23 protein-coding genes and 1 tRNA gene are annotated in these 25863 nt (G+C 71.7%); 10 read left to right on the top strand and 14 right to left on the bottom strand.

What is annotated here, in order from left to right; genetic code table 11:
• Window positions 1–23: 23 nt before the first annotated feature.
• Both H9L41_RS06700 and H9L41_RS06705 read right to left on the bottom strand, forming a co-directional pair.
• The gene (locus tag H9L41_RS06700) at window positions 24–809 is read right to left on the bottom strand and encodes a substrate-binding periplasmic protein (protein WP_028446139.1); all 786 of its coding nucleotides are present in this window, start codon (window positions 807–809) and stop codon (window positions 24–26) included.
• A 31-nt stretch (window positions 810–840) separates the two neighbouring features.
• Window positions 841–1611, bottom strand: coding sequence for a TatD family hydrolase (locus H9L41_RS06705; protein WP_028446140.1), 771 nt, complete (start codon window positions 1609–1611; stop codon window positions 841–843).
• Window positions 1612–1805: 194 nt separating this feature from the next.
• Between H9L41_RS06705 and ybiB the strand changes: the two genes are divergently transcribed.
• Window positions 1806–2795, top strand: a complete 990-nt coding sequence (gene ybiB, locus H9L41_RS06710) for a DNA-binding protein YbiB (protein ID WP_028446141.1) — start codon at window positions 1806–1808, stop codon at window positions 2793–2795.
• A 118-nt stretch (window positions 2796–2913) separates the two neighbouring features.
• On the opposite strand, the gene H9L41_RS06715 is transcribed toward ybiB, so the two are convergent.
• The 4 genes from H9L41_RS06715 to H9L41_RS06730 are packed head-to-tail and all read right to left on the bottom strand — an operon-like array spanning window position 2914 to window position 5649.
• Entirely contained in the window at window positions 2914–3483 is a 570-nt protein-coding gene (locus tag H9L41_RS06715; RefSeq protein ID WP_028446142.1) for a BON domain-containing protein, read from the bottom strand.
• A gap of 24 nt (window positions 3484–3507) precedes the next feature.
• Window positions 3508–4098: a phosphoheptose isomerase gene (locus tag H9L41_RS06720; RefSeq protein ID WP_028446143.1), complete on the bottom strand. Its 591-nt coding sequence runs from the start codon at window positions 4096–4098 to the stop codon at window positions 3508–3510.
• Between the two features lie 30 nt (window positions 4099–4128).
• Complete coding sequence (locus tag H9L41_RS06725) at window positions 4129–4470, bottom strand: YraN family protein (protein WP_028446144.1); 342 nt, start codon at window positions 4468–4470, stop codon at window positions 4129–4131.
• Window positions 4471–4473: 3 nt separating this feature from the next.
• The gene (locus tag H9L41_RS06730; protein WP_051318984.1) at window positions 4474–5649 is read right to left on the bottom strand and encodes a penicillin-binding protein activator; all 1176 of its coding nucleotides are present in this window, start codon (window positions 5647–5649) and stop codon (window positions 4474–4476) included.
• A gap of 89 nt (window positions 5650–5738) precedes the next feature.
• On the opposite strand from H9L41_RS06730, the gene rsmI reads away from it, so the two are divergent.
• Window positions 5739–6515, top strand: a complete 777-nt coding sequence (gene rsmI / locus H9L41_RS06735; RefSeq protein ID WP_308419614.1) for a 16S rRNA (cytidine(1402)-2'-O)-methyltransferase — start codon at window positions 5739–5741, stop codon at window positions 6513–6515.
• A gap of 58 nt (window positions 6516–6573) precedes the next feature.
• Window positions 6574–6656, top strand: a tRNA-Leu gene (locus H9L41_RS06740).
• 133 nt (window positions 6657–6789) lie between these two features.
• Here H9L41_RS06740 and H9L41_RS06745 read toward each other — a convergent pair.
• The 3 genes from H9L41_RS06745 to H9L41_RS06755 all read right to left on the bottom strand — a co-directional run bounded on the left by H9L41_RS06745 (window position 6790) and on the right by H9L41_RS06755 (window position 10028).
• Complete coding sequence (locus H9L41_RS06745; protein ID WP_084300210.1) at window positions 6790–7518, bottom strand: substrate-binding periplasmic protein; 729 nt, start codon at window positions 7516–7518, stop codon at window positions 6790–6792.
• The gene (locus tag H9L41_RS06750) at window positions 7490–9202 is read right to left on the bottom strand and encodes an ABC transporter substrate-binding protein (RefSeq protein WP_028446146.1); all 1713 of its coding nucleotides are present in this window, start codon (window positions 9200–9202) and stop codon (window positions 7490–7492) included. Before H9L41_RS06750 ends, H9L41_RS06745 begins: the two co-directional genes overlap by 29 nt.
• A 493-nt stretch (window positions 9203–9695) precedes the next feature.
• A complete protein-coding gene (locus H9L41_RS06755; RefSeq protein ID WP_028446147.1) occupies window positions 9696–10028 on the bottom strand; it encodes a KGG domain-containing protein in 333 nt (110 codons plus the stop codon).
• A gap of 413 nt (window positions 10029–10441) precedes the next feature.
• On the opposite strand from H9L41_RS06755, the gene ku reads away from it, so the two are divergent.
• Both ku and ligD read left to right on the top strand, forming a co-directional pair.
• On the top strand, window positions 10442–11401 hold the full coding sequence (gene ku, locus H9L41_RS06760) for a non-homologous end joining protein Ku (protein ID WP_034606881.1): 960 nt from the start codon (window positions 10442–10444) through the stop codon (window positions 11399–11401).
• 10 nt (window positions 11402–11411) lie between these two features.
• Window positions 11412–13997 carry a DNA ligase D gene (gene ligD / locus H9L41_RS06765; protein WP_028446148.1) on the top strand — a complete coding sequence of 862 codons (2586 nt, stop codon included), beginning with the start codon at window positions 11412–11414 and terminating at the stop codon, window positions 13995–13997.
• A 362-nt stretch (window positions 13998–14359) separates the two neighbouring features.
• Here ligD and H9L41_RS06770 read toward each other — a convergent pair whose 3' ends face one another.
• Together H9L41_RS06770 and H9L41_RS06775 are read right to left on the bottom strand one after the other, a co-directional pair.
• The gene (locus H9L41_RS06770) at window positions 14360–14818 is read right to left on the bottom strand and encodes a KGG domain-containing protein (protein WP_028446149.1); all 459 of its coding nucleotides are present in this window, start codon (window positions 14816–14818) and stop codon (window positions 14360–14362) included.
• 658 nt (window positions 14819–15476) lie between these two features.
• A complete protein-coding gene (locus tag H9L41_RS06775) occupies window positions 15477–15659 on the bottom strand; it encodes a DUF3008 family protein (protein WP_028446150.1) in 183 nt (60 codons plus the stop codon).
• Between the two features lie 642 nt (window positions 15660–16301).
• Here H9L41_RS06775 and H9L41_RS06780 point away from each other — a divergent pair.
• On the top strand, window positions 16302–16781 hold the full coding sequence (locus H9L41_RS06780; protein ID WP_028446151.1) for a DUF4440 domain-containing protein: 480 nt from the start codon (window positions 16302–16304) through the stop codon (window positions 16779–16781).
• A gap of 147 nt (window positions 16782–16928) precedes the next feature.
• Here H9L41_RS06780 and fghA read toward each other — a convergent pair whose 3' ends face one another.
• Together fghA and H9L41_RS06790 are read right to left on the bottom strand one after the other, a co-directional pair.
• The gene (fghA, locus tag H9L41_RS06785) at window positions 16929–17780 is read right to left on the bottom strand and encodes an S-formylglutathione hydrolase (protein WP_028446152.1); all 852 of its coding nucleotides are present in this window, start codon (window positions 17778–17780) and stop codon (window positions 16929–16931) included.
• Between the two features lie 197 nt (window positions 17781–17977).
• Window positions 17978–19084: an S-(hydroxymethyl)glutathione dehydrogenase/class III alcohol dehydrogenase gene (locus tag H9L41_RS06790; protein WP_028446153.1), complete on the bottom strand. Its 1107-nt coding sequence runs from the start codon at window positions 19082–19084 to the stop codon at window positions 17978–17980.
• Between the two features lie 203 nt (window positions 19085–19287).
• On the opposite strand from H9L41_RS06790, the gene folE reads away from it, so the two are divergent.
• Window positions 19288–19995, top strand: a complete 708-nt coding sequence (gene folE, locus H9L41_RS06795; RefSeq protein ID WP_028446154.1) for a GTP cyclohydrolase I — start codon at window positions 19288–19290, stop codon at window positions 19993–19995.
• A gap of 5 nt (window positions 19996–20000) precedes the next feature.
• Entirely contained in the window at window positions 20001–20426 is a 426-nt protein-coding gene (locus tag H9L41_RS06800; protein WP_028446155.1) for a BLUF domain-containing protein, read from the top strand.
• 356 nt (window positions 20427–20782) lie between these two features.
• Here H9L41_RS06800 and H9L41_RS06805 read toward each other — a convergent pair whose 3' ends face one another.
• Complete coding sequence (locus H9L41_RS06805) at window positions 20783–21493, bottom strand: TetR/AcrR family transcriptional regulator (RefSeq protein ID WP_028446156.1); 711 nt, start codon at window positions 21491–21493, stop codon at window positions 20783–20785.
• 190 nt (window positions 21494–21683) lie between these two features.
• Between H9L41_RS06805 and H9L41_RS06810 the strand changes: the two genes are divergently transcribed.
• Both H9L41_RS06810 and H9L41_RS06815 read left to right on the top strand, forming a co-directional pair.
• Window positions 21684–23102: a porin gene (locus tag H9L41_RS06810; protein ID WP_028446157.1), complete on the top strand. Its 1419-nt coding sequence runs from the start codon at window positions 21684–21686 to the stop codon at window positions 23100–23102.
• Between the two features lie 220 nt (window positions 23103–23322).
• Window positions 23323–25734, top strand: a complete 2412-nt coding sequence (locus H9L41_RS06815; RefSeq protein ID WP_028446158.1) for a penicillin acylase family protein — start codon at window positions 23323–23325, stop codon at window positions 25732–25734.
• Window positions 25735–25863: the final 129 nt, after the last annotated feature.

Below are 25863 nucleotides of genomic sequence, written 5' to 3' on the forward strand. Positions count from 1 at the left end.
CCGCGATTCCTGCCTTGCTCCGCTCAATCGGGCTCGGAGTAGCCCAATGCCGCCTTGGCCGCCTGGTACTCGGCCGAATCGCGCGTCTGCACGAACGCCTGCCAGATCGCGCGGGCCCGCTTGGGATCGGCGTTGAAGCGCTGGTGCGACAGCACCAGGAAGGTCGGGTATTCCTGGAACGAGACCGGCATGCGCTCGATCGCGTTGCCGAAGTCGGTGATCTCGCGCAGCAGCGGATCGGCTACCGGCGCCTGCAGGATCGCGCCGTCGACCATCCCGGCCGCCACCTTGCGCAGGATCTGGTAGGGCTGCTTGTCGGTCTCGTCGATCGGCACGCCCATCTGCTTGAGCACGCGTGCGGCGACGAAGCCGGGCTGCACCGCGATCGGCTTGGTCTGGCCGAGCAGCTTCTTGCCGTCCCACTGCAGGGCGGAATTGCGGTTGCGGTAGAGCGGGAAGCGGTCGATGTAGAGCCGCTGGTTGAGGTCGGCGCGGCATTCCTCGCCCGGATAGACGCCGATCTCGCAGCGCTCGACCAGGAAGCCGGCGCCGATCACGCCGTCCATGGCGCCCGACTTGACGTCGGTCAGGCAGCGCTTCCAGGGCAGTTCGACCAGCTCGATGCGGGCGTCGGCGCGCTTGGCCGCGATCCGCGCCAAGGCGGCGTAGAGGCCTTCGCGCTCCTTGAGGATCCACGGATAGGTCTCGTTGTCCTCGTGGCAGAAGCGCCAGGTCGGTTCGGCCGCGCTCGCGCCGAGGGCAAGGCAGGACAGCGCGGACATCAGCAGCAGGCGGCGTAGCGGCAGCATGGCACCTTCTCTATCAGGGTTTGCTGGAAGTCTAGTCGCTCGTCACGTCAAGTTCGAGTATCGCCCGCGCATTGTGGCCGCTCGCCGTCACCAGCGCCTCGGGCGGGATGCCGCGCAGCCCGGCCAGCACCTCGGCGATGCGGGCCAGCTCGGCCGGCTCGTTGCGCTGGCGATAGGCCCAGGACGGCGCGATGTCGGGCGCGTCGGTCTCCAGCACGATGGCCTCGAGCGGCAGCTCGGTCGCCAGCCGGCGGATGTTCAGCGCCCGCTCGAAGGTGAGGTTGCCGCCGAAGCCGAGCTTGAAGCCGAGTTCGAGATAGGCGTCGGCCTGCTGCCGGCTGCCGTTGAACGCATGGGCGATGCCGCGCCGCAGGCCGAAGCGGCGCAGCTGCTTGAGCACCTGGTCTTGCGACTTGCGCACGTGCAGCAGCACCGGCAGGTCGAAATCGCGCGCCAGCTTCAGCTGCGCCGCGAAGATCTCGGTCTGCCGCGCGGCGTCGAGCCCCTCGACGAAGAAATCGAGGCCGATCTCGCCGACCGCGACCGGCCGCTCGGTCTCGATCAGCGTGCGCAGCGCGGCCAGGTCGGCGTCGCGGTGGGTGCGTTCGTAGATCGGGTGCAGGCCCAGCGCCACCGCGCAGCCGTAACGCGTGCGCATCGCCAGCGTGCCGGCCATGGTCGGCATGCTCACGGCCGGCACCACGATCTTGGCCACGCCGGCGGCCCGGGCGCGGGCGAACACCGCGTCGCGGTCGGCATCGAATTCGGGGGCGTCGAGGTGGCAATGGGTATCGATCAGCATGGTCCGACTGTAGCGCGCGGCGCAGCACCGCGCGAGCGGGCTCGGGCGCACGGCCGCCCCGCGCCGGTGCACGCGGCCGCCGCGGCCGCACTGCGGCGGCGCGGAATGCGGTCCGCCGCGACGGCCATGGCGCCCCGCGGCGGGTGGCACGGCGGTTGCTCCGGGCGGGGGCGACCTACAAGGAGAGAGACGAAATGAGCTACACCCGGCTGCTGAAGGCTGTCGCCGCCGCCGAATCGCGCCACCTGGGCCAGGAAGAGGCGCGCAGCCTGTTCGCCGCCATGCTCGACGGCGGCATCCCCGACCTGGAGCTCGGCGCCTTGCTGCTGGCGCTGCGGCTCAAGGGCGAGCACGCCGACGAGCTCGGCGGCGCCGCCGAGGCGCTGGCCGCCCGTACCGCACGGCTGGCCGCCGGCGAGAAACCGGCGGTGGTGCTGCCGTCCTACGGCGGCGCGCGCGAGTTTCCCAACCTCACGCCGCTGTTGGCGCTGCTGCTGCGGCGCTTCGAGATCCCGGTGCTGATCCACGGCGAGCTCGATGGCCACGGCCGGGTGGCCAGCGCCTACGTGCTGCGCGAACTCGGCATCATGCCGGTGGCCACGCTGGCGCGGGCCGAGGAAGCATTGGCGCGCGACGGCCTGGTGTTCCTGCCGGTCGGCGCGCTGGCGCCGGGCCTGGCCGGCCTCCTGGCGCTGCGCAGCCGGCTCGGCGTGCGCCACCTGGGCCACCAGGCGGCCAAGCTGCTGCAGCCGTTCGACGACGCGCGCGCGCTGACGGTGATCGGCGCCACCCATGCCGACCGGCTCGAGCGCTTCCGCCAGATCTGCCTGGCCCAGCAGCGCCGCGCGCTGGTGCTGATGGGCACCGAGGGCGAGCCGTTCGCCGATCCGCGCCACCGGCCCGAGATCGACTTCCTGCACGGCGGTCGCCAGCACGTGCTGTTCCGCGCCGAGAACGGCTCGTTCAGCCACCCGGGCACGCTGCCGGCCGGCCTCGACGCGGCCGCCACCGCGCGCTGGATCGAGGCGATGCTGGCCGGTGACGCGCCGATCCCGACGCCGGTGGTGAACCAGCTGGCCTGCTGCCTGTACGGCATCGGCTACGTCGACGACATGAACCAGGCCAAGGCCATCGTGGCGGTCGAGGTGGGGATGCTGGCGCAGCGGCGTCTGCGCGCTGCTTGAACATCCGCAGGCCCGGACGTAGGAGCGGCTTCAGCCGCGAACCGGTGGAACATCGCCACCATTCGCGGCTGAAGCCGCTCCTACGAAACCGTTCCTGCAGGACTGCGCCCAGCCGCGCTCAGTCGGTGTATTCGAACAACGTGACGACCTTCTCCACGCCCGAGGTCTGGCTGGCGATCTCGGCGGCGGCCGTGCCCTCGTCCTGCTTGACCAGGCCCAGCAGGAACACCTGGCTGCGTTCGGTCACCACCTTCACGTGCAGCGGCGAGACGCGGTTGCTGCCGGTCATGGCGGCCTTGATGCGGGTGGTCAGCGCGGCGTCGCCGGTACGGGCGGCCAGGCTCGAGGGCAGCATCACCACCACCTCGTTGTAGACCTTGCGCACGCCCTCGATCTGCGCCGCCAGCCGCTCGACGTCGGCGCGCGCCGCGTCGTCGGGCACTTCGCCGGTCAGCAGCACGCTGCGGTTGTAGCTGGTCACGTTGACGTGGGTGAGCTTGCCGTACTTGTTGCCGATCGAGCGGGCCACGCCGTTCTCGATCTCCTGGTCGTTGAGCACCACCGAGGTGGCGCGCCGGTCCTGCGCCACGGCCACGCCGGTGCCGACGCCGGCCACCACCAGCGGGAAGCAGGCGCTCAGCTGGCTGGCGGCCAGCAGCGCGAGGGTGAGGGTTGCGAGTCGTTTCATGGGCTTGGGATTCCTTGGTTCGCTTTATTCGCCATCCAGCAGGATGAAGTCGATGGCATCGCAGATGCCGTGGAGCAGCAGGAGGTGCACTTCCTGGATGCGGGCGACGCGTTCGGTCGGCACGTTGAGCAGCAGGTCCTCGCCGGTCAAGAGCTCGGCCAGCTTGCCGCCGTCGCGGCCGGTCAGCGCGATCACGCTCATCTGGCGCTCGTGGGCGGCGTGCACCGCTTCGATCACGTTGGCCGAGCTGCCCGAGGTCGAGATCGCCAGCAGGATGTCGCCGGGCTGGCCCAGCGCGCGCACCTGCTTGGAGAACACCAGCTCGTAGTCGTAGTCGTTGGCGATCGCGCTCAGTACCGAGCTGTCGGTCACCAGCGACATGGCGGCGAGGCCGGGCCGCTCCTTCTCGAAGCGGCCGACCATCGCCGCGGCGAAGCGCTGCGCGTCGGCGGCCGAGCCGCCGTTGCCGCAGCTGAGGACCTTGCGGTCCGACATCAGCGCCGCGACCATGCGTTCGGCCGCGACGGCGACCGGCGCGGCCAGGAGTTCGCGCGCGAGTTCCTTGACCGCGAGGCTGTCGAGGAAATGCTGGTTGACGCGATCGATCAGATCCATGGATGGCTTTCGGAGTTCATTGGTTCGATTTCAGAGTTCGATGATGTGCCTGAGCCAGCGCGGCTCGGCGTCGCCGTCGAGCAGGATCGCGTCGAAGCGGCAGGGCGGGATGCGGGCGAGCGTGGCGAGATAGAGCTGGGCCGCGGCGACCAGCCGCGCCTGCTTGGCGGCGGTGATGCTGGCGGCGGCGTCGCCGAAGCGGCCCCGGGCGCGGCTGCGGACTTCGACGAACAGCAGGGTGCCGGCTTGTTCGGCGATCAGGTCGATCTCGCCGTGGCGGCAGCGCCAGTTGCGCGCCACGATCCTGACTCGCTGCGCTTCGAGAAAGTTCGCCGCGCGTGCTTCGGCTGCCGCACCCTTGGCGATCGACATCGGCTAGCCCGGCTGGGCGGCCGGCTCGGCCGGTGTGGTGGCGGGCGGTTCGGCCGGCATGGCCGGCGCCGCCTCCGGTTCGGGCTTGGGCGGCGGCGGGGTGCGCGGCTGGCCGCCGATGTCGGCGCGCATCAGCTCGCGGCTGAACTGGCGGGTTTCCGACAGGTGCAGCGTGCCGGACACGCCCTGCATCTCGATCGCGGCGCCGGGCGCGGCGACCAGCAGCAGCAGGCTCAGCCGGTAGGCGTCGACGCCGAGCGCGTAGAGCCGTTCCATGTCGGCCACCAGCGGCTTGGCCGAGCGCTTGAAGGCCAGCACGTCCTGCTGGTAGGGCTCGAGCAGCCAGGGCATGTCGACGAACTTGACGCCGGCCAGGTCGGTGCCGCCGGCGCGGCCGAACTTGCCGTTCCACACCTGCGAGGTGGCGTAGACCGGCCTGTCGTTGCCGAGGTAGGGCCGCACCACGTGGGCGTTCTTCTGGCCCGAGGCGAGGAAGATCGCGTCGGGTGCCGCCTCCGCCAGGTTGTCGCGCAGCTTCCACAGCGCGTTCTTGTCGGCGCCGAGCGCCATCACCACCGGCGCCTGGCCAGCGCGCTGCTGCCATTCGGCGGCGAAGGCCTCGCGCATGCGGCTGGACAGCACGCCGTCGGTCTCGATCACCAGCGGCTTGCGCAGGCCGTCGCGGTACATCTGGGCGGCGATCTGGCGCGCCTCGGCCTCGATCGACAGGCCGAGCGCATAGAGATTGGGGACGGTCTTCTGCTGATCGAGCGTATTGAGCGCCAGCACCGGGATCGGCAGCTTGCCGAAGGCCGCCAGCTTGGCGATGGCGCCGCGGGTGAGCGGCCCGATCACGCCGACCGCGCCGTGCGCCACCGCGTCGCGGTAGGCGACCAGCGCCTCCTCGTCGCGCGCGCCGGTGGGGTAGAGCCTGAGCGGCGGCACGTTGTCGCCGCCGAGCGCTTCCTGGGCCGCCAGCGCGCCGTTGCTGACCACCTCGGCCGGGGCGGCCAGCGAGCGCGCCGCCTGGGTCGGCAGGATCAGCGCGATGTGCGGCTGGTTCTCGGCTGCCGGCTCGGCGATGGCCTCCTCTTCCGCGTTGGCGGGGCCGGCGAGCGCAAGGTAGAGTAGCGCCGCCGCGACGAGCAGCCAGCCTTGAGAGGTCGTTTTACCGTGCATGAGCAAGCGTATCCCGTTAATCGGCCGTCATTATATGTGGTCGCCACCCCATCGGGAATCTGGCCGACCTGACCCCGCGCGCGCGCGCCGTGCTGGCGGCGGTCGACCTGGTGGCGGCCGAGGATACCCGGGTGACCGGCCAGCTGCTCAAGCTGTGCGGCATCGACACCCGCATGATCTCGCTGCGCGAGCATAACGAGCGCGAGGCGGCGGAGCGGGTGATCGAGCGGCTGCGGGCCGGCGAGGCGGTGGCCCAGGTGTCGGATGCCGGCACCCCGGCGGTCAGCGACCCGGGCGCGCGGCTGGTGGCGGCAGTGCACGCGGCCGGCTTCCCGGTGGTGCCGATCCCCGGCGCCTCGGCCCTGCTGGCGGCGCTGGCCGGCGCCGGCATGCGCTCGCCGCGCTTCTATTTCCACGGCTTCCCCGAATCCAAGCCGGGCGCGCGCCGGCGCGAATTCGAGCAGTTGGCCGGCCTGCCGCACACGGTGGCCTTCTTCGAGGCGCCGCACCGCATCGCCGACAGCGTGGCCGACATGGCCGCGGTGTTCGGCGCCGAGCGCGAGGCGGTGCTGTGCCGCGAGCTGACCAAGACCTTCGAGACCATCCGCCGCGCGCCGCTGGGCGAGCTGGCGGCGTGGGTGGCCAGCGATGCCAACCAGCAGCGCGGCGAACTGGTGGTGCTGGTCGAGGCCGCGCCGGAGCAGGCCGAGGACGACGCGGCGGCGCACGACGCGCTGCTGGCGCCGCTGGTGCGCGAATTGCCGCTGAAGCAGGCGGTGAAGCTGGCGGCCGAGATCGGTGGCGGCAACCGCAACGCGCTGTACCAGCGCGCCTTGCAGCTCAAGGGCGAGGCGGCGGACGAATAGCGGCCGGCGCGGGTTGACCGCCGGCCGACGGCTCGGCCATAATCCGCGACCTCCTCCCGCCCGGGTGGCGAAATGGTAGACGCAGGGGACTCAAAATCCCCGCTGCAAGGCGTGTCGGTTCGAGTCCGACCCCGGGCACCAGATACGAGTCCGAGAGCCCTCTCGGGCAAACAAAAACCGCATCGTGATCTGCGATGCGGTTTTTGTTTGCCCGAAGCCAGGTGCGGGACCGCTCCGATGCAGCGCCCCGAAGCGGCCTGGCCTGTGCAGCAGCTTAGCCCCCACCCGCCAGCAACTTCTCCAGCGTCCCCTCCTGGATCATCGCGTCCAGCGCCTGCTGCAAGCGCGCCGCGTCCGCCTTCGGCATCTTCCGGTTGCAGGCCAGCGAACCCAGGCTGGTGCGGAACACCAGCAATTCCTTCGGCGCCTGCCCGTCCGGCGACTGGCGGCGGAAATGTTCGGCCGACAAGAGGTCGGTCGCCCACAGGTCGAAGCGCCGGGTGAACAGCTTCTGCAGGTTCTGGCCCTGGGTGGTCGCCTCGTCGACCGAATAGCCGAAGCGTTTCAGGTATTCCGCGTCGCCGCTGCCGCGCAGCACGCCGATGGTGTAGCCGCGGGCGTCGCTCAGGCTGTGGATCGGGAGGTTGGCGTCGGGGCGGGCGAACAGGCCCGAGTGGGTGATCAGCACCGGGCTGATCCATTGGTAGTCGGCCTCGATGTCCTGGGCGCGCTGCACCGGGAACACGCACTTGCGCGCCTGGACCTTGGCCAGCTCCAGGCCGCGCACGGCCGGGATCTGCTGCCAGCGGTAGTCGAGCTTCGCCCGCTCGAACAGCCTGGCCACCACGTCCAGCGCCACGCCGCGGTAACGGTTGCCTTCGACGATCACGAACGGCGGGTTGTCGTCGAACATCAGCACGTAGGGCGCCGCCCCGGCCGCCGATGCCCACGTCGCCGCCGAGCACAGCAGCGCGCTACCAAGACTGCTTGAGGCTTTCTTCATAGCTGAGGGTCTCTCCCTTGGGCTTTTCGTCGGCCAGCCTGGGGTAGGGCGCGCCGCCGCGGCCCTGCCATTGCGCCGCGGTACCGAGCGGGTTCAGCCGCGGCGCGCACTTGGCCATGCCGCGGCGCTGCAGCTGCAGCATGATGTCGTCCGCCTGTTGCGCCATGGTGTCCAGCGCCGTCTGCACCGGCACCTCGCCCTTGATGGCGGCGCCGATGTTGCTCCACCAGATCGGTGCCATGTTCGGGTAGTCCGGCACGTTGGTGCCGGTCGGCGTCCAGGCGCGGCGGGCCGGGCTGCGATAGAACTCGACCAGGCCGCCCAGCCTCGGCGCCGCCTCGGTCATGGCCTGCGATTCGATGTCCGATTCGCGGATCGGCGTCAGCCCGACCAGGGTCTTCTTCAGCGACACCGCCTTGGACACGGTGAACTGCGCATACAGCCAGGCCGCCTTCAGGTTGTCCGGCGGGGTGCCCTTGACCAGGGTCCAGGCGCCGGCGTCCTGGTAGCCGAGCTTGGTGCCGGCGCGCCAGTAGCTGCCGTGCGGGGAGGGCGCCATGCGCCACTTGGGCGTGCCGTCGGTGTTGTTCACCGGCAGGCCAGGGCGGGTCATGGCCGCGGTGAAGGCGGTGTACCAGAAGATCTGCTGGGCGATATGGCCCTGGCCCGCCACCGCGCCGGCCTGGTTGAAGTCCATCCGGCGCGCCTCGGGCGGGGCGTACTTGTTCAGCCAGTCGATGAACTTGTTGACCGAGTAGACCGCCGCCGGCCCGTTCATGTCGCCGCCGCGCGCGACCGAGGCGCCGACCGGCGCGCAGCCGTCGACCCGGATGCCCCAGTCGTCGACCGGCTTGCCGTTGGGCAGCCCCTTGTCGCCGGCGCCGGCCATGGAGAACCAGGCGTCGGAGAAGCGCCAGCCGAGCGACGGGTCCATCCGGCCGTAGTCCATGTGGCCGTAGATGCGCTTGCCGTCCAGCTCCTTGACGTGGACGGTGAAGAATTCGGCGATGTCCTCGTAGGCCGACCAGTTGACCGGCACGTCGAGCGCATAGCCGTAGAGCTCCTTGAAGCGCTTCTGCAGATCGGGCCGGTCGAACCAGTCCTTGCGGTACCAGTACAGGTTGGCGAACTGCTGGTCGGGCAGCTGGTACAGCTTGCCGTCGGGCCCGGTGCTGAAGCTGCGGCCGATGAAGTCGTTGAGGTCGAGCGTGGGCGAGGTCACGCTCCTGCCTTCGCGCGCCATGAAGTCGGTCAGGTTCACCACCTTGCCGCTGCGGTAGTGCCAGCCGATCAGGTCGCTGTCGCTGACATAGGCGTCGTACAGGTGCAGGCCGGTGCGCACCTGGGTCTCGATCTTCTTCACCACGTCGTCTTCGCCGGTGATCTCCTGCACCACCTCGATGCCGGTCAGCTCGGTGAAAGCCTTGGCGATCACGTCGGCTTCGTAGACATGGGTGTCGATGGTCTCGGACACCACCATGATCCGCTTGCCCTTGAACGGCCGGGCCGCCTTGCGGAACCACTCGAATTCCCGGCGCTGGGCGTCCCGGCCCAGGGTGGAGGGCGAGAATTCCTTCAACAGCCGCTCCATCACCGCGTCGTCGTCGGCATGCGCCGGGCCGGCCCAGCAGGCCAGCGCCAGCGTGGCGGACAGCGCCAGGGCCTGCTTCAGGTGACCATGCATGGAACCCGCTCCCTTCCCGGTGATCGCCGGCCTGGGCGCCGGCCGATCGGGCCGCGTCGCGCGGCACCGTTTGATTCTAGTCGGCCGCCGGCCGGCCCGTGCCGGGCTTTCCGCCGTGCGGCCACCGCGCGACGGCCGGCCACGGTGGAGGCCGGCCGCGGCATCCGGTCCGCCGCGGCACGCATCTTGCCTCGCCTGCGCTAGCTGTCGTCTGCCCTGTCCGCGCCATCCGCCGTCGCTTCGCCTGCGGCGAGGGGCGCCGGCCGGGCGGGCTACCGAGGAGGAGGACGATGCGAAGGAGTCTTCCGAGCGTTGATGCCGCCGCCGTGCCGGCATCGGCGGCGTCGCTGCCGGCGGCGGCCGCCGTCGACGATCCGCAGCCGGCCGCCGCCGCGCCGGCCCGCGACTGAAGATCGCGCTCGAACGCGAGGCGCTGCTGGGCGACAACGCGGTGCAGATCCGCGTCGCCCAGGGCCTCGCGCCCGATCCCCGATCAACCGTGCCCTTGCTTGCCGCGCGGGCTGGTCGCCTGCGCAGATGATCCGCCGGCTTCGCTTCCGGCGGCGGCTGCGGCGCCGCGCCGGCCGCCGTGGCTGTTCTCGCCGCCCTTGCGGCCGATCTCGGCCATGTGGGCACGGTCCCCGCTGACCGCCTCGCCGCCCTTGCGGCCGGCTGCGCGCGCCTCGGCCGAATCGAATTCGTGCGCGGTGCCGCGCTCGTGGGCGGCCTGGCCGCCCTTGCTGGCGATCTCGCGCTGCCGTTCCGGGTCCATCGAGGCGAAGCCGCGGCGGCTCCTGTTGTCGTCACCTGGTTTGCGGGTGGCCATCGTCAATCCTTTCGGGTTTGGTGCTGAGCGCCGTGAACAGGCGCTGGAGACGAGCCTCGGCACGGCGTTCGGATACCTCCAGCCCCCGTCTCGCCCGCAAGCGCCGTTCCCGCCGCGCCGGCTCGCCGCTGGTCGCCGCACCGGGCGGCCCCCCGCGCCGCCAAACCGTTCGCCGCCGCGGCCCGGCGCGGTTTCCGCCCGCCGCGGCGCAGCGTGGCGGCACTGCGGCGGGCCGCCGCGGCACGGGGCAGTTTTTACCGCACCGGCGCGTCAACATTTCAACGGCCTCAGCCGTGCCGCCACGCCTGGGCCCGCATGGCCGCCGCAGCGGCCAAGGCACGGCATTTGCGGCGTCCTGGCCTCGATCCCCGCCGCGGCCGTCGCGGCGGAGCCAACCGCGACGAGGAGCACCCATGCCGCGCGCATTGTGGAAAGGCGCCATCAGCTTCGGCTTGATCCATATCCCGGTCGAGCTGTTCCCGGCCGAGAAACGCAGCGAGCTCGACCTCGACCTGCTCGACAAGCGCGACTTCGCGCCGGTCGGCTACCGCCGCGTCAACAAGCGCACCGGCAAGGAGGTGGGCTGGGACGACCTGGTCAAGGGCTACCAGTACGAGGAGGGCGAGTACGTGGCGCTGACCGAGCAGGAGCTGAAGCAGGCCAACCCGGCGGCGACCCAGACGCTGGACCTGCTGGCCTTCGTGCCGGCCGCCGACATCGACCCGCTCTACTACGAGCAGCCCTACTACCTGGCGCCGATCCGCCGCGGCGAGAAGGTCTATGCGCTGCTGCGCGAGACGCTGCGCCGCAGCGGCCAGGTCGGCATCGGCCAGGTGGTGATCCGCACCCGCCAGCACCTGGCGGTGCTGCGCGCGATGGACGAGGTCTTGCTGCTGCAGACGCTGCGCTACGCCGACGAGATCCGCGACCGCGGCGACCTCGACCTGCCGGCCGCCGACGCCAAGGCGGCCGGCCTGACCGCGCGCGAGCTGCAGATGGCCCAGGCGCTGGTCGAGGACATGAGCAGCGACTGGCGGCCCGAGCAGTACCGCGACCGCTACCGCGACGACGTGCTGGCGCTGGTCGAGCGCAAGATCGCCGCCGACGAGACCCACCTGGTGGCGAGCGAGGAGACCGGGGGCGAGCCGGCGCCGGCCGGCGACAACGTGATCGACCTGGTGGCGCTGCTCAAGCGCAGCCTGGGCGGTAAGGACAAGGGCAAGGCCGGCGCCGGGGAGGAAAGCCGCCGCAAGCCGGCCGCGCCGCGCAAGCGGGCCGCCGCCAAGCCTGCGGCGACGGCCGCGCGCAAGCGCACCACCGCGGCTGCGCGGACCGAGCCGGCGGCCGCGCGCAAGACCGCCAAGTCGGCCTAGGGCCAGCGCCATGGGACTGGAGAAATACCGCCGCAAGCGCGATTTCGCCCGCACGCCCGAACCCGAGGGCGAAGAACGGCCGTCCGGCCCGCGGCTGGCCTACGTGATCCAGCAGCACGCCGCCCGCAAGCTGCACTACGACTTCCGGCTCGAACTCGACGGCACGCTGAAGAGCTGGGCGGTGCCGCGCGGGCCGAGCCTGGACCCGGCGCAGAAGCGGCTGGCGGTCGAGGTCGAGGACCATCCGCTCGACTACGGCGGCTTCGAGGGCGTGATCCCGGCGCGTCAGTACGGCGCCGGCACGGTGATGCTGTGGGACCGCGGCGAATGGCTGCCCGACGGCGACCCGGCCGAGGGCTACCGGCGCGGCCGGCTCGAATTCCGGCTGCGCGGCGAGAAGCTGGCCGGCGGCTGGACGCTGGTGCGCATCAAGGCGAAGGACGAGGAGCGGCAGACGCCCTGGCTGCTGATCAAGCGGGCCGATGCCGAGGCGCGCGAGGGGCCGGAAGCCGAGATCACCGAACGGCTGACCCGCAGCGTGCTGAGCCGGCGCAGCCTGGCCCAGATCGCCGCGCGCAGCGAGGCGGAGCCGCCGGCCGAAGCGCCGGCCGGGTCATCGGCCATGCCTGCCTGCCGTGCGCCGATGCCCGACTTCATCGAGCCGCAGCTGGCCAGCCTGGTCGAGCGCGCGCCGCACGGCGGCGACTGGCTGGCCGAGCTCAAGTACGACGGCTACCGCATCCTGGCGCGCGTCGACCGCGGCGAAGTGCAGATCCGGACGCGCAACCGCAAGGACTGGACCGCGCGCATGCCGGAGCTGGCGCGCGCGCTGGGCGGGCTCGGCGACGTCTCGGCCTGGCTCGACGGCGAGGTGGTGGCGCTCGACGCGCGCGGCGAGATCAGCTTCCAGGCGCTGCAGCAGGCGTTTCCCAAGCCCGGCGAGCGCAGCCGGCCGGCGCGGCTGGTCTACCTGCCGTTCGACCTGCCCTGGCTCGACGGCGAGGACCTGCGCGGCCTGCCGCAGCGCGAGCGCAAGCGGCGGCTCGAAGCGCTGCTGGCCGCCTTGCCGGCCGACGCCCCGGTGCGCTACAGCGCCCACCTCGACGAAGCGGTCGAGGCGGCCTTCCGCCATGCCTGCCTGCACGGCCAGGAAGGGCTGATCCTCAAGCGCGCCGACGCGCCCTATGCGGCCGGCCGTTCGAGCCACTGGCTCAAGCTCAAGTGCGGCCGGCGGCAGGAATTCGTGATCGGCGGCTACACCGATCCGAAGGGCAGCCGGATCGGCTTCGGCGCGCTGCTGGTCGGCTACTACGCGCACGGCCGGCTGCGCTATGCCGGGCGGGTCGGCACCGGTTTCGACCACGGTTTGCTGACGCAGCTGACGGCGCGCTTGCAGGCCTTACGCCGCGCCGATTCGCCGTTCGACGGCGGCCCGGCCGAACGCGGCCCGACCGAACGCGGTCCGACCGAACGCGGTCCGGATGGATTCCACTGGGTCGAACCCGAGTGCGTCGCCGAAGTCCGCTTCGCCGGCTGGACCGAGGCCGGCCTGCTGCGCCAGGCGGCTTTCGTCGGCCTGCGCGAGGACAAGCCGGCGCGCGCCGTGACGGACGAGGTGGCCGTGGCGCCGCCGGAAGCCGATGCGGCGGACCGGCCGGTGAAGGGCATGGCGGCGAAGGGCGCCGCCGCGGCGGCCGCTGCCGCGCCCGACCAGGTGGCCGGCGTCGCCATCAGCCATCCCGACCGCGTGCTGTTCGCCGACGTCGGCCTCGGCAAGATCGGCCTGGCGCGCTACTACGCCGCGGTGGCCGAACGGCTGCTGCCGCAATTGCACGACCGGCCGCTGAGCCTGGTGCGCTGCCCGCGCGGGCCGGCGCAGCCCTGCTTCTTCCAGAAGCATTTCGGCGAGGCCTTCCCCGCTACGCTGCTGGCGGTCGAGGTGGAGGAGGGAAGCGGCGAATCGGCCCGCTACATGGTGGCCAACGACCTGGCCGCGGTGATCGGCCTGGTGCAGATGGGCGTGCTCGAATTCCACACCTGGGGCGCCCGGCGCGACCGGCTCGATCGGCCCGACCGCATGATCTTCGATCTCGACCCGGCGCCGGACCTGCCGTGGCAGCGGGTGGTCGAGGCGGCCGGCCTGGTGCGCGCGCTGCTGGAAGAGCTGGGCCTGGCCTGCTTCCTCAAGACCACCGGCGGCAAGGGTCTGCACGTCGAGACGCCGCTGACGCGCCACCACGACTGGGACACGGTCAAGGGCCTGTCGCAGCGCATCGCCCGCCACCTGGCAGTGCTGATGCCGGACCGCTTCGTCGCCACGGCCGCCAAGCAGCGGCGCACCGGCCGCATCTTCATCGACTGGCTGCGCAATGCCGAGGGCGCCACCGCGGTGGCCGCCTACTCGGTGCGGGCGCGGCCGGGCGCGCCGGTGGCGGTGCCGATCGAATGGGACGAGCTGGCCGACGGCGTGCGCGCCGACCGGTTCGACGTGCGCGCCACGCTCGAACGGCTACGCCGGCAGCGGCAAGACCCGTGGGCCGGCTACGAGGCGGCGCGCCGGCGCATCACGGCGGAGATGACGGCCCGGCTCGATTGAGCCGGCCGCGGATCGGCGGGAACGGTGCTCGCCGGCCAAGACCTTGCCGGCGCTGCCCCGCGCCAAGCCCAGGCCGAAGGCGGCATAGACCGCGGCCATCGAGCGGCGCTCCGGGTGCCGCTCGAAGCCGGGCCGGAAGCGCGGCGGCGTGGGCAGGGAATCGACCGCGCAGGCCGGCGCCGCGGCCTGCCCCCGCCCGCAGGCTGGCGGCAGCGCCGTCGTCGGCGCGGCTGCGCCAGCTCAGCGCCAGGGTCGACGGCAGCGAGGCCTGGCTGCCCGAGCGGATCGCCCGGTGCCAGGCCGTTTCGTATTCCGGACCGGGGCGGCCGGCGGATGCGGGCGCTACCGGCCGCCCGCTGCCATCAGCCGTTCTTGTGGCTCTGGCGGCCTGCCTGCGCATGCTGCTCGCTGCTGCCGCCGCGCGTGCGTTCGCCGCTGCCGTCGTCGCGCTCGCCGGCGCTGCGGCTGTTGTCGCTGCTGCCCCGATTGCCGTCGCTGGCGCCGCGGCTGTTCTCGCGCTCGCCGTCGCTGCTGCGATTCCTGTCACCGCTGCCGCTGTTGCCGCTGCGGCTGTCGTCGTCGCGGCCGGCGGCGTTGTCGTCGCGGCTGCTGGCGCTGCTGCGGCCGCCCTGGCTGTTCTCGCCGCCCTTGCGGCCGGCTTCGCGCGCCTCTTCCGAATCGAACTCGTGCGCGGTGCCGCGCTCGTGCGCCGCCTGGCCGCCCTGGCTGGCGATCTCGCGCTGCTTGTTGGGGTCCATCGAGGCGAAACCGCGCTGGTCGGTCTTGTTGTCGTCCCGGTCGTCTTGGTTGCGGGTGGTCATCGTCAAATCCTTTCAGGTTCGGTCTTACCGGCCGTTTCGAGGCGCTGAAGTCAGCCTCGGCGCGGTGGGCTTGGGGTGGATTCCTTCAGCGCCGACTCAATCGCAAGCACCGTACCCGGCGGCCCCGCGCCATGCCGGCCGACCGGGCCGCGGCTCGGCGACAGCGGCGTCGCGGCGTGATGGGTAGCGGCGGCCGGCCATCCGTCCGGACCGCACGAGCCCGCTCGGGCGGCGGGCAGTTTTTACCGCTTCGCCTGGACAACATTTCAACGAGCTCGACGCTGGCGCGCTGCTATCGGCACGCAATGCGCGACGACGCAGCGGCACGGTACGAACTGCGCAGGGCGTACTCGCCGCAGCTTTCGCGCGCAGATCCGGTCAGCGGCGGGGCCGGCGAGGCGATCAGCTGGATCGCCAGTATCGGCGGGCAGGAGAACAGCAGCGCCCACGACGGGCCGTAGCCGAACTTGGCGCCGGTCGGGCATCGGTGCCGATGCTGCTCGGATCGTCGTCGGAGGCGCCGGTGACGGGCCGGCGCCGGATTTGCGCAGGGTCTCGCGGGCGGGGAGGAGGGCACAGGGCATGGCGGGGATCCTTGCACGGGGCCCGTGCGCCAACGCGGCGCGGTTATGGAAGAGGGCGGCCGGCGATACGGGGCTCAGTCGACGTGGTCGGGCTTGCCCTTGCGCGGGGTCGACGCCATCTCGTCGAGCTCCTTCTCGCTCATCGAGTCGTACATCGATTTAGAGGCTCCCTTGAGCTCCTTCACCTTGGTCTCGCCGCGCTTGGCGGACAGCGCCGCGCCCGCGGCGCGCTGCTGGGCTTTCGATTTGGCTGGCATGGCCGGCTCCTTTCGCGGGTGGACGGAACAGGCGCGCTGCGCCCGTCCCGCCCGACGAGCAAGCAGCGTGCCGTTCGCACGGCGGCCAGCCGTGGCGAGGCCGGAGTGGGCGGTTGCGGCCGGAGTGCAGGCCCTTGCCCCAGGCATGCCGGCGGCCCGTCGCGCGCCATGCCGGCGAACCCGGACCGGCTCCGCGGCGGCGTGCGGCTGCGGCCGCGCTGTTACGCCGCTGTTACCTGCCTGCCCTGAGCGTGGGCGCGGCGGGCGGACTAGATTGCCAATCAGATTGCCGAGCTTCCTGCCCTCGGTGCGGCCGAGCGCGCCGCCGAAGCGGGAACCGGCCGGAAGACGAAGAGGAGGAAGCCCTGGATCGGTTCGGCACCGGTCCCGATTGCCAGCCCCGGCTTGCCGGGGCTTTTTCTTGGGCGCTCATCCCCAGGCCGTTCGGGCGGCCGAACCCTGCTCCGGCATGCGGAAGCGCGACGGGGCGCCCAGCCGGCGGTCGGCCCGGCGCAAGCCGTCATTGAACTTGCCCGGCCCCCGCCTACAGTGGGAAAGCCGCGTCCTGGCATTTCAGCCAGGCGACGGGGTCGCGCCGGCGCGGCACCCTTGAACGACGACAATCGACAGTGGAGGAACGACATGCTCAAGATCACGGCACTGGCCGTCACGGCCGCATTCGCGCTCGCAGGCTGCGCCACCGCCCCGGCATCGGGTTCGGACCCGGCGGCGCCGGCATCCTGCCGGGCCACCAGCGAGCAGGAGATCGCCGCGCTGTTCGACCGCTGGAACCGCTCGCTGCAGACCGGCGATCCGCACCAGGTGGTCGCCAACTACGCCGAACGCTCGATCCTGCTGCCGACGGTCTCCAACACGCCGCGCTTCACCGCGGCCGAGAAGGAGGACTACTTCCACCACTTTCTGGCCAACAAGCCGTCGGGCCAGATCAACCTGCGCATGATCGAGCTCGGCTGCAACACCGCCTGGGACGCCGGCCTCTACACCTTCACCTTCGGCACCACCGGCCAGGTGGTGAAGGCGCGCTACACCTACACCTACCGCTGGGACGGCAAGCAGTGGCAGATCACCAGCCATCATTCGTCGGCGATGCCGGAGAAGTGAACGATCGAAGGCCGGCGTGGCCGCCGCGACGAAGCGGCTCTGCCGTACCGGGACGATGCGGCCCGCCCGCGCCCTCCGGCAGAGGGGGCTTTCAATGCACGACGCCCGAGTTGAGAACTCGGGCGTTTGTGTTCTTGGCCGCTGGCCTCAATCGCGCAGCAACACCCTTGCATGATGCGCGACATGGTCGCCGATGAAGCTCGCCACGAAGTAATAGCCATGGTCGTAGCCTGCATGCCGCCGCAGCGTCAGCGGCTGGCCGGCCGTGGCGCAGGCGGCCTCGAAGCGTTCGGGCATCAGTTGGGCGGCGAGGAAGCCGTCGGCCAGGCCCTGGTCGATCAGGATGCCGTCGGGGTAGGGCATCGCGCGGGCCGCCATCAGCGCGCTGGCGTCGTGCGCCAGCCAGGCGGCGCGGTCGGCGCCGAGGTAGCCGGCGAAGGCCTTCTCGCCCCAGGGGCTGGCGCTGGCCGCCGCGATCGGCGCCAGCGCCGACAGCGAGCGGAACCGCCCCGGATGGCGCAGCGCCAGCGTCAGCGCGCCGTGACCGCCCATCGAGTGGCCGCACAGGCCGAGCCGGTCGGCGCGGATCGGCAGCTCGGCCGCCAGGAGCGCGGTCAGCTCGTCCAGCAGATAGCTTTCCATGCGGTAGTGGCGGTTCCACGGCGACTCGGTCGCATCGAGGTAGAAACCGGCGCCGACGCCGAAGTCCCAGTGCTCGGCATCGCCCGGCAGGTCGGCGCCGCGCGGGCTGGTATCGGGCGTGACCAGCGCCAGGCCATGCTCGGCCGCGTGGCGCTGGGCGCCGGCCTTGATGGCGAAGGTCTCCTCGCTGCAGGTGAGGCCGGCCAGGTAGATCAGCGCCGGCACCGGGCCGGACCGCGCCGCTGGCGGTAGATAGACGCCGAAGCGCATCGGCAGGCCGATCTCGCGGGAGTCGTGGCGGTAGAAGCGTTGCACGCCGCCGAAGCAGGCGTGCTCGGACAGGAGTTCGAGGGGCATGGTCGCTCCTTGGGTTCGATGTGGAGGTTCGATGTGGAGGGGCGATGCGGCGGCCGTACCGTAGGAGCGGCTTCAGCCGCGATTGGCGGCCAGTGCGCGGGCAGAAACCGCTCCTGCGCCGACGGATCGCAACAGCGGGGCCGGGCTCACGTAGGTCGGGCATAAAGCCCGACCTACGATGGACCAAAGTGCAGGGGCTAGTAGATCACCACCGACCGGATCGACTCGCCGGCCTTCATCAGGTCGAAGCCCTCGTTGATCCGTTCGAGCGGCAGCCGGTGGGTGATCAGCGAATCGATCTCGAGGCGGCCCTCCATATACCAGTCGACGATCTTCGGCACGTCGGTGCGGCCGCGCGCGCCGCCGAAGGCCGAGCCCTTCCACTCGCGGCCGGTGACCAGCTGGAACGGCCGGGTGCTGATCTCGGCGCCGGCCTCGGCCACGCCGATGATGATCGACTTGCCCCAGCCCTTGTGGCAGCACTCGAGCGCCTGCCGCATCACCTTGGTATTGCCGATGCACTCGAAGCTGTAGTCGGCGCCGCCGTCGGTCAGCTGGACGATGGCGTCGACCACGTTGTCGACCTTGGACGGATCGATGAAGTCGGTCATGCCGAACTGGCGCGCCAGTGCCTCGCGGCGCGGGTTGATGTCGACGCCGATGATGCGGCCGGCACCGACCATGCGCGCCCCCTGGATCACGTTGAGGCCGATGCCGCCGAGGCCGAACACCACCACGTTGGCGCCGGCTTCGACGCGGGCGGTGAAGATCACCGCGCCGACGCCGGTGGTGACGCCGCAGCCGATGTAGCAGACCGTGTCGAACGGCGCGTCGCTGCGGATCTTGGCCAGCGCGATCTCGGGCACCACGATATGGTTGGCGAAGGTCGAGGTGCCCATGTAGTGGAACAGCGGCCGGCCGTCGAGCGAGAAGCGCGAGCTGCCGTCGGGCATCAGGCCGCGGCCCTGGGTGGCGCGGATCGCCTGGCACAGGTTGGTCTTGCGCGACAGGCAGAACTTGCACTGGCGGCATTCGGGCGTGTAGAGCGGGATCACGTGGTCGCCGGGCTTGAGCGTGGTCACGCCCGGGCCGGTCTCGAGCACCACGCCGGCGCCCTCGTGGCCGAGGATGGCCGGGAACAGGCCCTCGGGGTCGGCGCCGGACAGCGTGTAGTAGTCGGTGTGGCAGATGCCGGTCGCCTTGATCTCGACCAGCACCTCGCCGGCGCGCGGGCCTTCGAGGTCGACCTCTTCGATGCTGAGCGGGGCGCCGGCCTGCCAGGCCACGGCTGCACGGGTTTTCATTGTTCTTGACTCCTGTGTCGGATCTGCGGCCGATGGCCGCCGGGGTCGCTTGGTGCGGCCTCGCCGCCGAACGTTCAATCCGCTGCGGCCGGCAGCCGCGCTGCGGGCCACGGCACATTTGGCTGCGGGCCGTGACGGCTTTGTCTTAGACTATTTCGCGTCGCCAACCCGAATTCCATCCAGGAATCGTTCCGAACGCCCCCATGCCGAGCAAACAGACTCCACCGGCCGAGCCGTCGCCGCCGGTCTCGCAGCGCATCCGCGACCGCATCCAGGCGGCCGGCGTGCGCTTCCACGCCAACGACAACATCGCCCGCTTCATCGAGGACGGCGAGCTGGCCGAACTGCAGGCCGAGGTGCAGACCCAACTGGTCGGCGTGCTCGAAAGCCTGGTCATCGACACCGCCAGCGACCACAACACCCAGGACACCGCCCGCCGCGTCGCCAAGATGTTCGTGCAGGAAGTGTTCCGCGGCCGCTACCAGCCGATGCCGCCGGTGACCGAGTTCCCCAATATCGAGCGCCTGAACGAGCTGATGATCGTCGGCCCGATCCAGGTGCGCAGCGCCTGCTCGCACCACCTGTGCCCGATCCTGGGCAAGGTGTGGGTCGGCGTGATGCCGAACGAGCACTCCAACCTGATCGGCCTGTCGAAATATGCGCGGCTGATCGACTGGGTGATGAGCCGGCCGCAGATCCAGGAAGAGGCCGTGTCGCAGGTGGCCGACCTGTTGATGGAGATGCTGCAGCCGGACGGGCTGGCCATCGTGATGGAGGCCGACCATTTCTGCATGCACTGGCGCGGGGTGAAGGACATGGACACCAAGATGAGCAACAGCGTGATGCGCGGTTCCTTCCTGCGCGACGCCAATCTGCGGCGCGAATTCCTCGCGCTGATGACCCGGAGATAAGCGCCATGCTGGTACGCCTGATCTACGCGAGCCGCGCCGCGGCGCCGATCGACCACGAGCTGGTCGACCAGATCCTCGAGGTTTCGCGCCGCAACAATACGGCCGGCGGCATCACCGGCGCGCTGTGCTACTGCGGCGACGTGTTCCTGCAGGCGCTCGAGGGCAGCCGCGTCGAGGTCAACCGGCTGTACGGCCGGCTGCAGCGCGATGCGCGCCACGGCGAGCTGACGCTGCTGGAATACGCCGAAATCGACGTGCGCCGCTACCCGGCCTGGAGCATGGGCAAGGTGAAGCTGGACAAGGTCAACCTGTCGCTGCTGCTCAAGTACTCGACGGTGCCGGCGCTCGATCCGTTCTCGGTCAGCGGCAAGGCGACCGCGGCGATGCTGGAGGAGTTGTTGTCGAGCGCTGCCTTCGTGGCGCGCGATTAGACGGCTGAATCGTCGTGGCGGCACCCGGCAAAGCCGGGTGTCTGCAGTCTGCGAGTGCTCGGACACGCACTCTCCCCGGATTCATTCCCACTCCCTCCGTCCTCGCCCGCCGGCGAGGGAGCCTCGCTGGCGCTCGTCAGTGGGGCTTGGTGCCGGCGGGGGCGCTCCTCGCGCATCGCTCGACGTGTCGATGGTGCTGTGGCTGCGTGGCAACTGGGATTGCGTTGCAAGTCCTCGCGCGCCATGTAGGAGCGGCTTCAGCCGCGAATCGCCGACGGTTCAGTGCACCTCGTTCGCGGCTGAAGCCGCTCCTACAAGTTGGGCCGGCTGCGACGGACGGATTGGCTGTGCTGTTGCTAGCTCCCGCCATCCACCACGATCGGTGCCTCGATCCGCAACACCAGCTCCAGCATCCGCCCCAGCTCCGCCTCGAGCAGGCTCTCCGGCCAGGGCGGCGCCAGGTTCATCACCTCGAACTGCAGCCGGTGCACCACCGACAGCACCAGCGAGGCATCGATGCGCGGCTGGGTCGAGCCCATCATCCGCGCCAGCCCGGCGATGCCGCCGACCAGCCCCTCGCGGTAGGCCACCACCCGCGCCCGGATCTCCGGATCGAGCCGGTACAGCGACAGGAAATTCAGCTCCACCGCCAACCCGACCGAATTGTTGGCCGCCTGCTCGCGGATGAAGCCGCACAGCAGCACGGTGACGTCGGCGCAGACACGCCGGCGCACCGGCGCGTCGCTCAGCAGCGCTTCGGCGTCGAAGCCGGCCAGGTAGCCGTCGAGCTGGCTCAGCACCGCCACGTTGTCCTTGGCGGCGGCCTCGACGAAATGGTCGAAGGCCTGGCCGACCAGGTCCGACAGGCTGCTGAAGAAGTAGGTGGTCAGCGACAGCGGCACCCCGGCTTCGCTCGCGATCGAGCGATGGGTGATGCCGTGCAGGCCGCGCTTGGCGATCTGCACCAGCGTGGCGTCGAGGATGCGGCGGCGGGATTCCTCGCCGCGGCGCTGCAGCTTGCGCCCGGTAGGGCGGGCCGCGGTGGGGGAGGGGGCGTGGTCGCGCATGGGCCGATTCTAGCGTGCGCGGCGAACGGCCGCGCCAGGCCGCGCTCGGCCGCGGCGGGACTGATGCGGCCAGCCAACTCGGCGTTCATGTTGTAGTGTGGTCGGGTAGATATATTTTAGATCGCCGGCGCGGTACCGGTCGGCGCGGGACCGCCGGCATGGCGCGCATCCCGGCGAAGGAACGGGAACCATGCACACCACCACCCGGCTGGCCGCGGCGATCGCGCTGGCGTCCAGCCTCGCGGCCGTCGCCGAAGTGCGGCTCGGCGGCGAAATGAAGATCGGCGTCGCCAGCCTCGATTTCGAGCACCTCGGCGGCCGCAAGCAGCTGGTCGAATCGGCCAGTGCGCATATCGACCTGTACGGCGAGGAAGCGCTCGGCGACGGCCTGACCGCGCTGTTCGACATCAAGACCTACGTCTGCCTCGACGGCGACCCCAAGGTATCGGACGACTGCCTGCGTGACGGCGTGGTGGCCGACCCGATCGGCGGCAAGGAGGCCTGGGTCGGCCTGCGCCACGGCGACGCCAAGCTGCGGCTGGGCCGCGGCAGGACGCCGCTGGACGAGCTGACCGACCGCTACGACCCCTCGACCGGCCTCGGCACCGGCATGAGCGCCTGGGTCGAGACCGTGCTGCCGCATGCCGTCCGGCTGGAGCCGGCGCGCGCCGCGCCGCTGGTCGCCGCGCTGGGCCAGGCGGTGTATGCCCGGGCCTATGCTGCCGCGCGTGGCCAGGGTGCGCCGGCCGCGGTGGCCGATGCGGCGGCGCGGCAGGCCGCGGCCCAGGCCCGCGGCACGGTCGACGGCGCGCTGGCGCAACTGGCGGCCGGCCTGGCCGAGGCGACCCGGCTGCCGGGCATCGCCCGCTCCATCGAGCCCGACGGCACCTTCGACAACGCGATCCGGCTCGACCTCGGCACGCTCGACGGCTGGCACGCCAGCGCGATGTACGGCGCCGGCGAGGACGCGCAGCCCGGCCGCGCCGGCGCCAGCCGGCTGTCGGCCGGCGCCGGCTATTCGAGCGGGAGGGCTGGGCCCGGCCAGTTCCGCATCGACCTGGTGTTCGATCAGCAGAAGCAGCGCAGCGTGCCGGCCACGGTGGTGCGCGGCCAGGTCGCGGCCGGCCTCGACGCGGCGCGCGGGCGCCTGCTGGCGGGCCTGGCTCAGGCCGGCGTGCCGGCCGGGCTGGCCGACGGCATCGCCGCCGCGGTGTTCACGCCGGCGCTGTACGCGCCTTACCGCTACCCGGCCGACAACCGCGCGCGCCACTGGCTGCTCGGCACCTCCTACGTGTTCCCGTTCGGCCGCCTCGACCTGATGGTCGACCGTATCGGCCTGACCACGCTGGCCGGCGAGATGCGGCGCAGCAACTGGGCGCTGAACTGGGAGACCGGCACCGATCGCTGGGGCGCCTTCGTCGGCTACCGCCGGCTCGGCGCCAGCGAGACCGCCGGCGTGGGCGGCGGCGACTCGGCGCGCAAGATCGGCGCCGGTTTCGAGTACTACCTGTCAAGGCGCACCAAGCTGATCACCGAAGTGCTGAACAACCGGATCGAGGGCGAGAAGGCGCGGACGGGGTATGTGGGCGGGATCGTGCATAAATTCTGAGAGGGGTGAGGGGTGAGGGGTGAGGGTGAGGGGTGAGGGGTGAACCCCATCCCCACCCCAGCCCTCCCCTTGAAGGGGAGGGAGCAGGCCGCAGCAAACTGAACGATCTCAGGCAGTGGAGTCCTCGCTGCACCGCTCCTCCCCCTTCAAGGGGGAGGTTGGGAGGGGGATGGGGTTACACCTCACCCCTCACGCCTCACTCCTCACTCTCCGATACCCAATGTCCTCCTCCCACCGCACCCTCCGCCGCTGGCTCACCCGCATCGCCCTCGGCCTGTTGATCCTGCTCCTGCTGCTGGCCATGTCGCTCTGGCTGTTCCTGCGCGGCAGCCTGGCCCGGCTCGACGGCGAGGTCGCGGCGGATGGCCTGGCCGCGCCGGTCAGCATCGCGCGCGATGCGCGCGGCGTGCCGCTGATCGCCGGCCGCCAGCGGCTCGACGTGGCCTATGCCACCGGCTACCTGCATGCGCAGGAACGCTTCTTCCAGATGGACCTGCTGCGCCGCGTCGCGGCCGGCGAACTGGCCGAGCTGGTCGGTGCGGCCGCGCTGGAACTCGACCGCGACCACCGGCTGCACCGCTTCCGCGCCCGGGCCGAGGCGACGCTGGCCACGCTGCCGGCCGCCGAGCGGCAATTGCTGGCGCGCTACGCGGCCGGCGTCAACGACGGCCTCGCGGCGCTGTCGGCGCGGCCGTTCGAATACGGACTGCTGCGCCAGCCGCCGCGGCCGTGGCGCGAGGCCGACAGCCTGCTGGCGATCTGGGCCATGTATTTCGACCTGCAGGGCAATCTGCAGGAGCGCGAACTGGCGCGCGGCTGGCTGGCCGGGCACGCCAGCGCGGAACAGCTGGCGGTGCTGCTGCCCGAGGCCAGCGCCTACGACGCGCCGCTCGATGCCGACTCGGTGAGCTACGCGCCGCCGCCGTGGCCGGCCGCCGCGCCGGCCTGGTTCGGCCGGCCGGAACCGGACCGCCGCGCCGCCGCCTTCGACCGTCACGACGCCGTCGGCAGCAACAACTGGGCGCTGGCCGGCAGCCGCAGCGCGCACGGCGCCGCCCTGGTCGCCAACGACATGCACCTGGGCCTGCGCCTGCCCAATACCTGGTTCCACGCCGCGCTGGCCTTCGACGGCGCCGACGGCCGGCCGCGCCGGGTGGCCGGGGTGATGCTGCCCGGCGCGCCGGTGATCGTGGCCGGCAGCAACGGCCAGGTCGCCTGGGGCTTCACCAACAGCTACGGCGACTACCTCGACCTGGTCGAACTCGAGCGCGACGCGCGCGACCCGCGCCGCTTCCGCACCGCGGCCGGCTGGGAGACCGCGCGCAGCACGGTCGAGCGCATCGCCGTGCACGGCGCCGAGCCGGTCGAGCTGACGGTGCTGGAGACCTCGCTCGGGCCGCTGCGCCGGGTCGGCGGGCGCGTCTACGCGGTGCATTGGGTGGCCCATATGCCCGGCGCGGTCAACCTCGGCCTGGCCGCCATGGAAGATGCCGGCGACCTCGCCGCGGCGCAGGCGGTGGCCAACCGGGCCGGCATGCCGGGCCAGAACATGCTGGCCGGCGACCGTGCCGGCCGCATCGGCTGGACCATCGCCGGCCCGCTGCCCTCGCGCTCGGCCGGCTGGGCGCAGACCTTTCCCTATCCGGCCGAGCAGGCCGCACGACTGGGCTGGCAAGCGCTGCGGCCGGCCGCCGACTACCCGCGCCTGCTCGATCCGGCTGCCGGCCAGCTGGCCACCGCCAACGCGCGCCAGCTGGCCGGTGCGGACGCGGCCAAGCTCGGCGACGGCGGTTTCGACCTCGGCGCGCGGGTGCGGCAGATCCGCGGCGACCTGGCCGCGCTGGGCCAGGCGAGGCCCGACGGCAAGAGCGACGAGCGCGCGCTGCACGACGTCGGCCTGGACGACCGCGCGCTGTTCATGGCGGCCTGGCGCGATCGGGCACTGGCGGCGCTCGACGAGGCGGCGGTGGCGGGACGGCCGGCGCGGGCCGAGTTCCGCCACCTGCTGCGCGAGGGCTGGACCGGCCATGCCGGCGTCGACGCGGTCGGCTACCGGCTGGCGCGCGGCTTCCTCGACGGGCTCTATGTCGAATCGTTCGGCCAGCTCGATGCGCAGCTCGAGACGGCGGTGCAGGCCGATTTCGCCCAGGCCAACCCGCGCTGGCCGGTGTTGCTGGCGCGCCTCCTGGACGAACGGCCGGCCGGCTGGCTGACCGGCCATGCCGATTGGCGCGCGCTGCAGCTGGCGGCGATCGACCGCGCCATCGCCGAGGCGACGCGCGATGGCCAGCCGCTGGCGGCGGCGAGCTGGGGGCAACGCAACACCGCCGACATCGCCCATCCGTTCGCCCGCCTGTTGCCGCCGCTGCGGCGCTGGCTGGCGGCACCGGCCGATGCGCTGGCCGGCGATCGCCACATGCCGCGGGTGGCGGCATCGGGTTTCGGCCAGTCGGAACGGATGGTGGTGGCGCCGGGCCATGAGGAGGCCGGCATCCTGAGCATGCCGGGCGGGCAGAGCGGCCATCCGCTGAGTCCGTATTTCCTGGCCGGCCATGCGCAGTGGGTGCGCGGCGAGCCGGTGCCCTTCCTGCCGGGGCCGGCAGTGCATACCTTGCGGCTGGTGCCGCGCTGAGGGGGCGATTCCTGCGGGGCCGGCGTCCCGCAGGAACGGCCGGTTCGGTTGTCCATTCCGCCGCAGGTCGGACTTCAGCCCGACAGCGGCGTGGATCGGCAGCGCTGCCGGATTGAAGTCCGGCCTGCC

This window comes from Chitinimonas koreensis, assembly GCF_014353015.1.
Taxonomy (GTDB): domain Bacteria; phylum Pseudomonadota; class Gammaproteobacteria; order Burkholderiales; family Chitinimonadaceae; genus Chitinimonas; species Chitinimonas koreensis.

Excerpts from the sequence above, each read along its gene's own strand:
- H9L41_RS06700 (WP_028446139.1), bottom strand. The coding sequence starts at position 809 with ATGCTGCCGCTACGCCGCCTGCTGCTGATGTCCGCGCTGTCCTGCCTT.
- H9L41_RS06705 (WP_028446140.1), bottom strand. The coding sequence starts at position 1,611 with ATGCTGATCGATACCCATTGCCACCTCGACGCCCCCGAATTCGATGCC.
- ybiB (WP_028446141.1), top strand. The coding sequence starts at position 1,806 with ATGAGCTACACCCGGCTGCTGAAGGCTGTCGCCGCCGCCGAATCGCGC.
- H9L41_RS06715 (WP_028446142.1), bottom strand. The coding sequence starts at position 3,483 with ATGAAACGACTCGCAACCCTCACCCTCGCGCTGCTGGCCGCCAGCCAG.
- H9L41_RS06720 (WP_028446143.1), bottom strand. The coding sequence starts at position 4,098 with ATGGATCTGATCGATCGCGTCAACCAGCATTTCCTCGACAGCCTCGCG.
- H9L41_RS06725 (WP_028446144.1), bottom strand. The coding sequence starts at position 4,470 with ATGTCGATCGCCAAGGGTGCGGCAGCCGAAGCACGCGCGGCGAACTTT.
- H9L41_RS06730 (WP_051318984.1), bottom strand. The coding sequence starts at position 5,649 with ATGCACGGTAAAACGACCTCTCAAGGCTGGCTGCTCGTCGCGGCGGCG.
- H9L41_RS06745 (WP_084300210.1), bottom strand. The coding sequence starts at position 7,518 with ATGAAGAAAGCCTCAAGCAGTCTTGGTAGCGCGCTGCTGTGCTCGGCG.
- H9L41_RS06750 (WP_028446146.1), bottom strand. The coding sequence starts at position 9,202 with ATGCATGGTCACCTGAAGCAGGCCCTGGCGCTGTCCGCCACGCTGGCG.
- H9L41_RS06755 (WP_028446147.1), bottom strand. The coding sequence starts at position 10,028 with ATGGCCACCCGCAAACCAGGTGACGACAACAGGAGCCGCCGCGGCTTC.
- ku (WP_034606881.1), top strand. The coding sequence starts at position 10,442 with ATGCCGCGCGCATTGTGGAAAGGCGCCATCAGCTTCGGCTTGATCCAT.
- ligD (WP_028446148.1), top strand. The coding sequence starts at position 11,412 with ATGGGACTGGAGAAATACCGCCGCAAGCGCGATTTCGCCCGCACGCCC.
- H9L41_RS06770 (WP_028446149.1), bottom strand. The coding sequence starts at position 14,818 with ATGACCACCCGCAACCAAGACGACCGGGACGACAACAAGACCGACCAG.
- H9L41_RS06775 (WP_028446150.1), bottom strand. The coding sequence starts at position 15,659 with ATGCCAGCCAAATCGAAAGCCCAGCAGCGCGCCGCGGGCGCGGCGCTG.
- H9L41_RS06780 (WP_028446151.1), top strand. The coding sequence starts at position 16,302 with ATGCTCAAGATCACGGCACTGGCCGTCACGGCCGCATTCGCGCTCGCA.
- fghA (WP_028446152.1), bottom strand. The coding sequence starts at position 17,780 with ATGCCCCTCGAACTCCTGTCCGAGCACGCCTGCTTCGGCGGCGTGCAA.
- H9L41_RS06790 (WP_028446153.1), bottom strand. The coding sequence starts at position 19,084 with ATGAAAACCCGTGCAGCCGTGGCCTGGCAGGCCGGCGCCCCGCTCAGC.
- folE (WP_028446154.1), top strand. The coding sequence starts at position 19,288 with ATGCCGAGCAAACAGACTCCACCGGCCGAGCCGTCGCCGCCGGTCTCG.
- H9L41_RS06800 (WP_028446155.1), top strand. The coding sequence starts at position 20,001 with ATGCTGGTACGCCTGATCTACGCGAGCCGCGCCGCGGCGCCGATCGAC.
- H9L41_RS06805 (WP_028446156.1), bottom strand. The coding sequence starts at position 21,493 with ATGCGCGACCACGCCCCCTCCCCCACCGCGGCCCGCCCTACCGGGCGC.
- H9L41_RS06810 (WP_028446157.1), top strand. The coding sequence starts at position 21,684 with ATGCACACCACCACCCGGCTGGCCGCGGCGATCGCGCTGGCGTCCAGC.
- H9L41_RS06815 (WP_028446158.1), top strand. The coding sequence starts at position 23,323 with ATGTCCTCCTCCCACCGCACCCTCCGCCGCTGGCTCACCCGCATCGCC.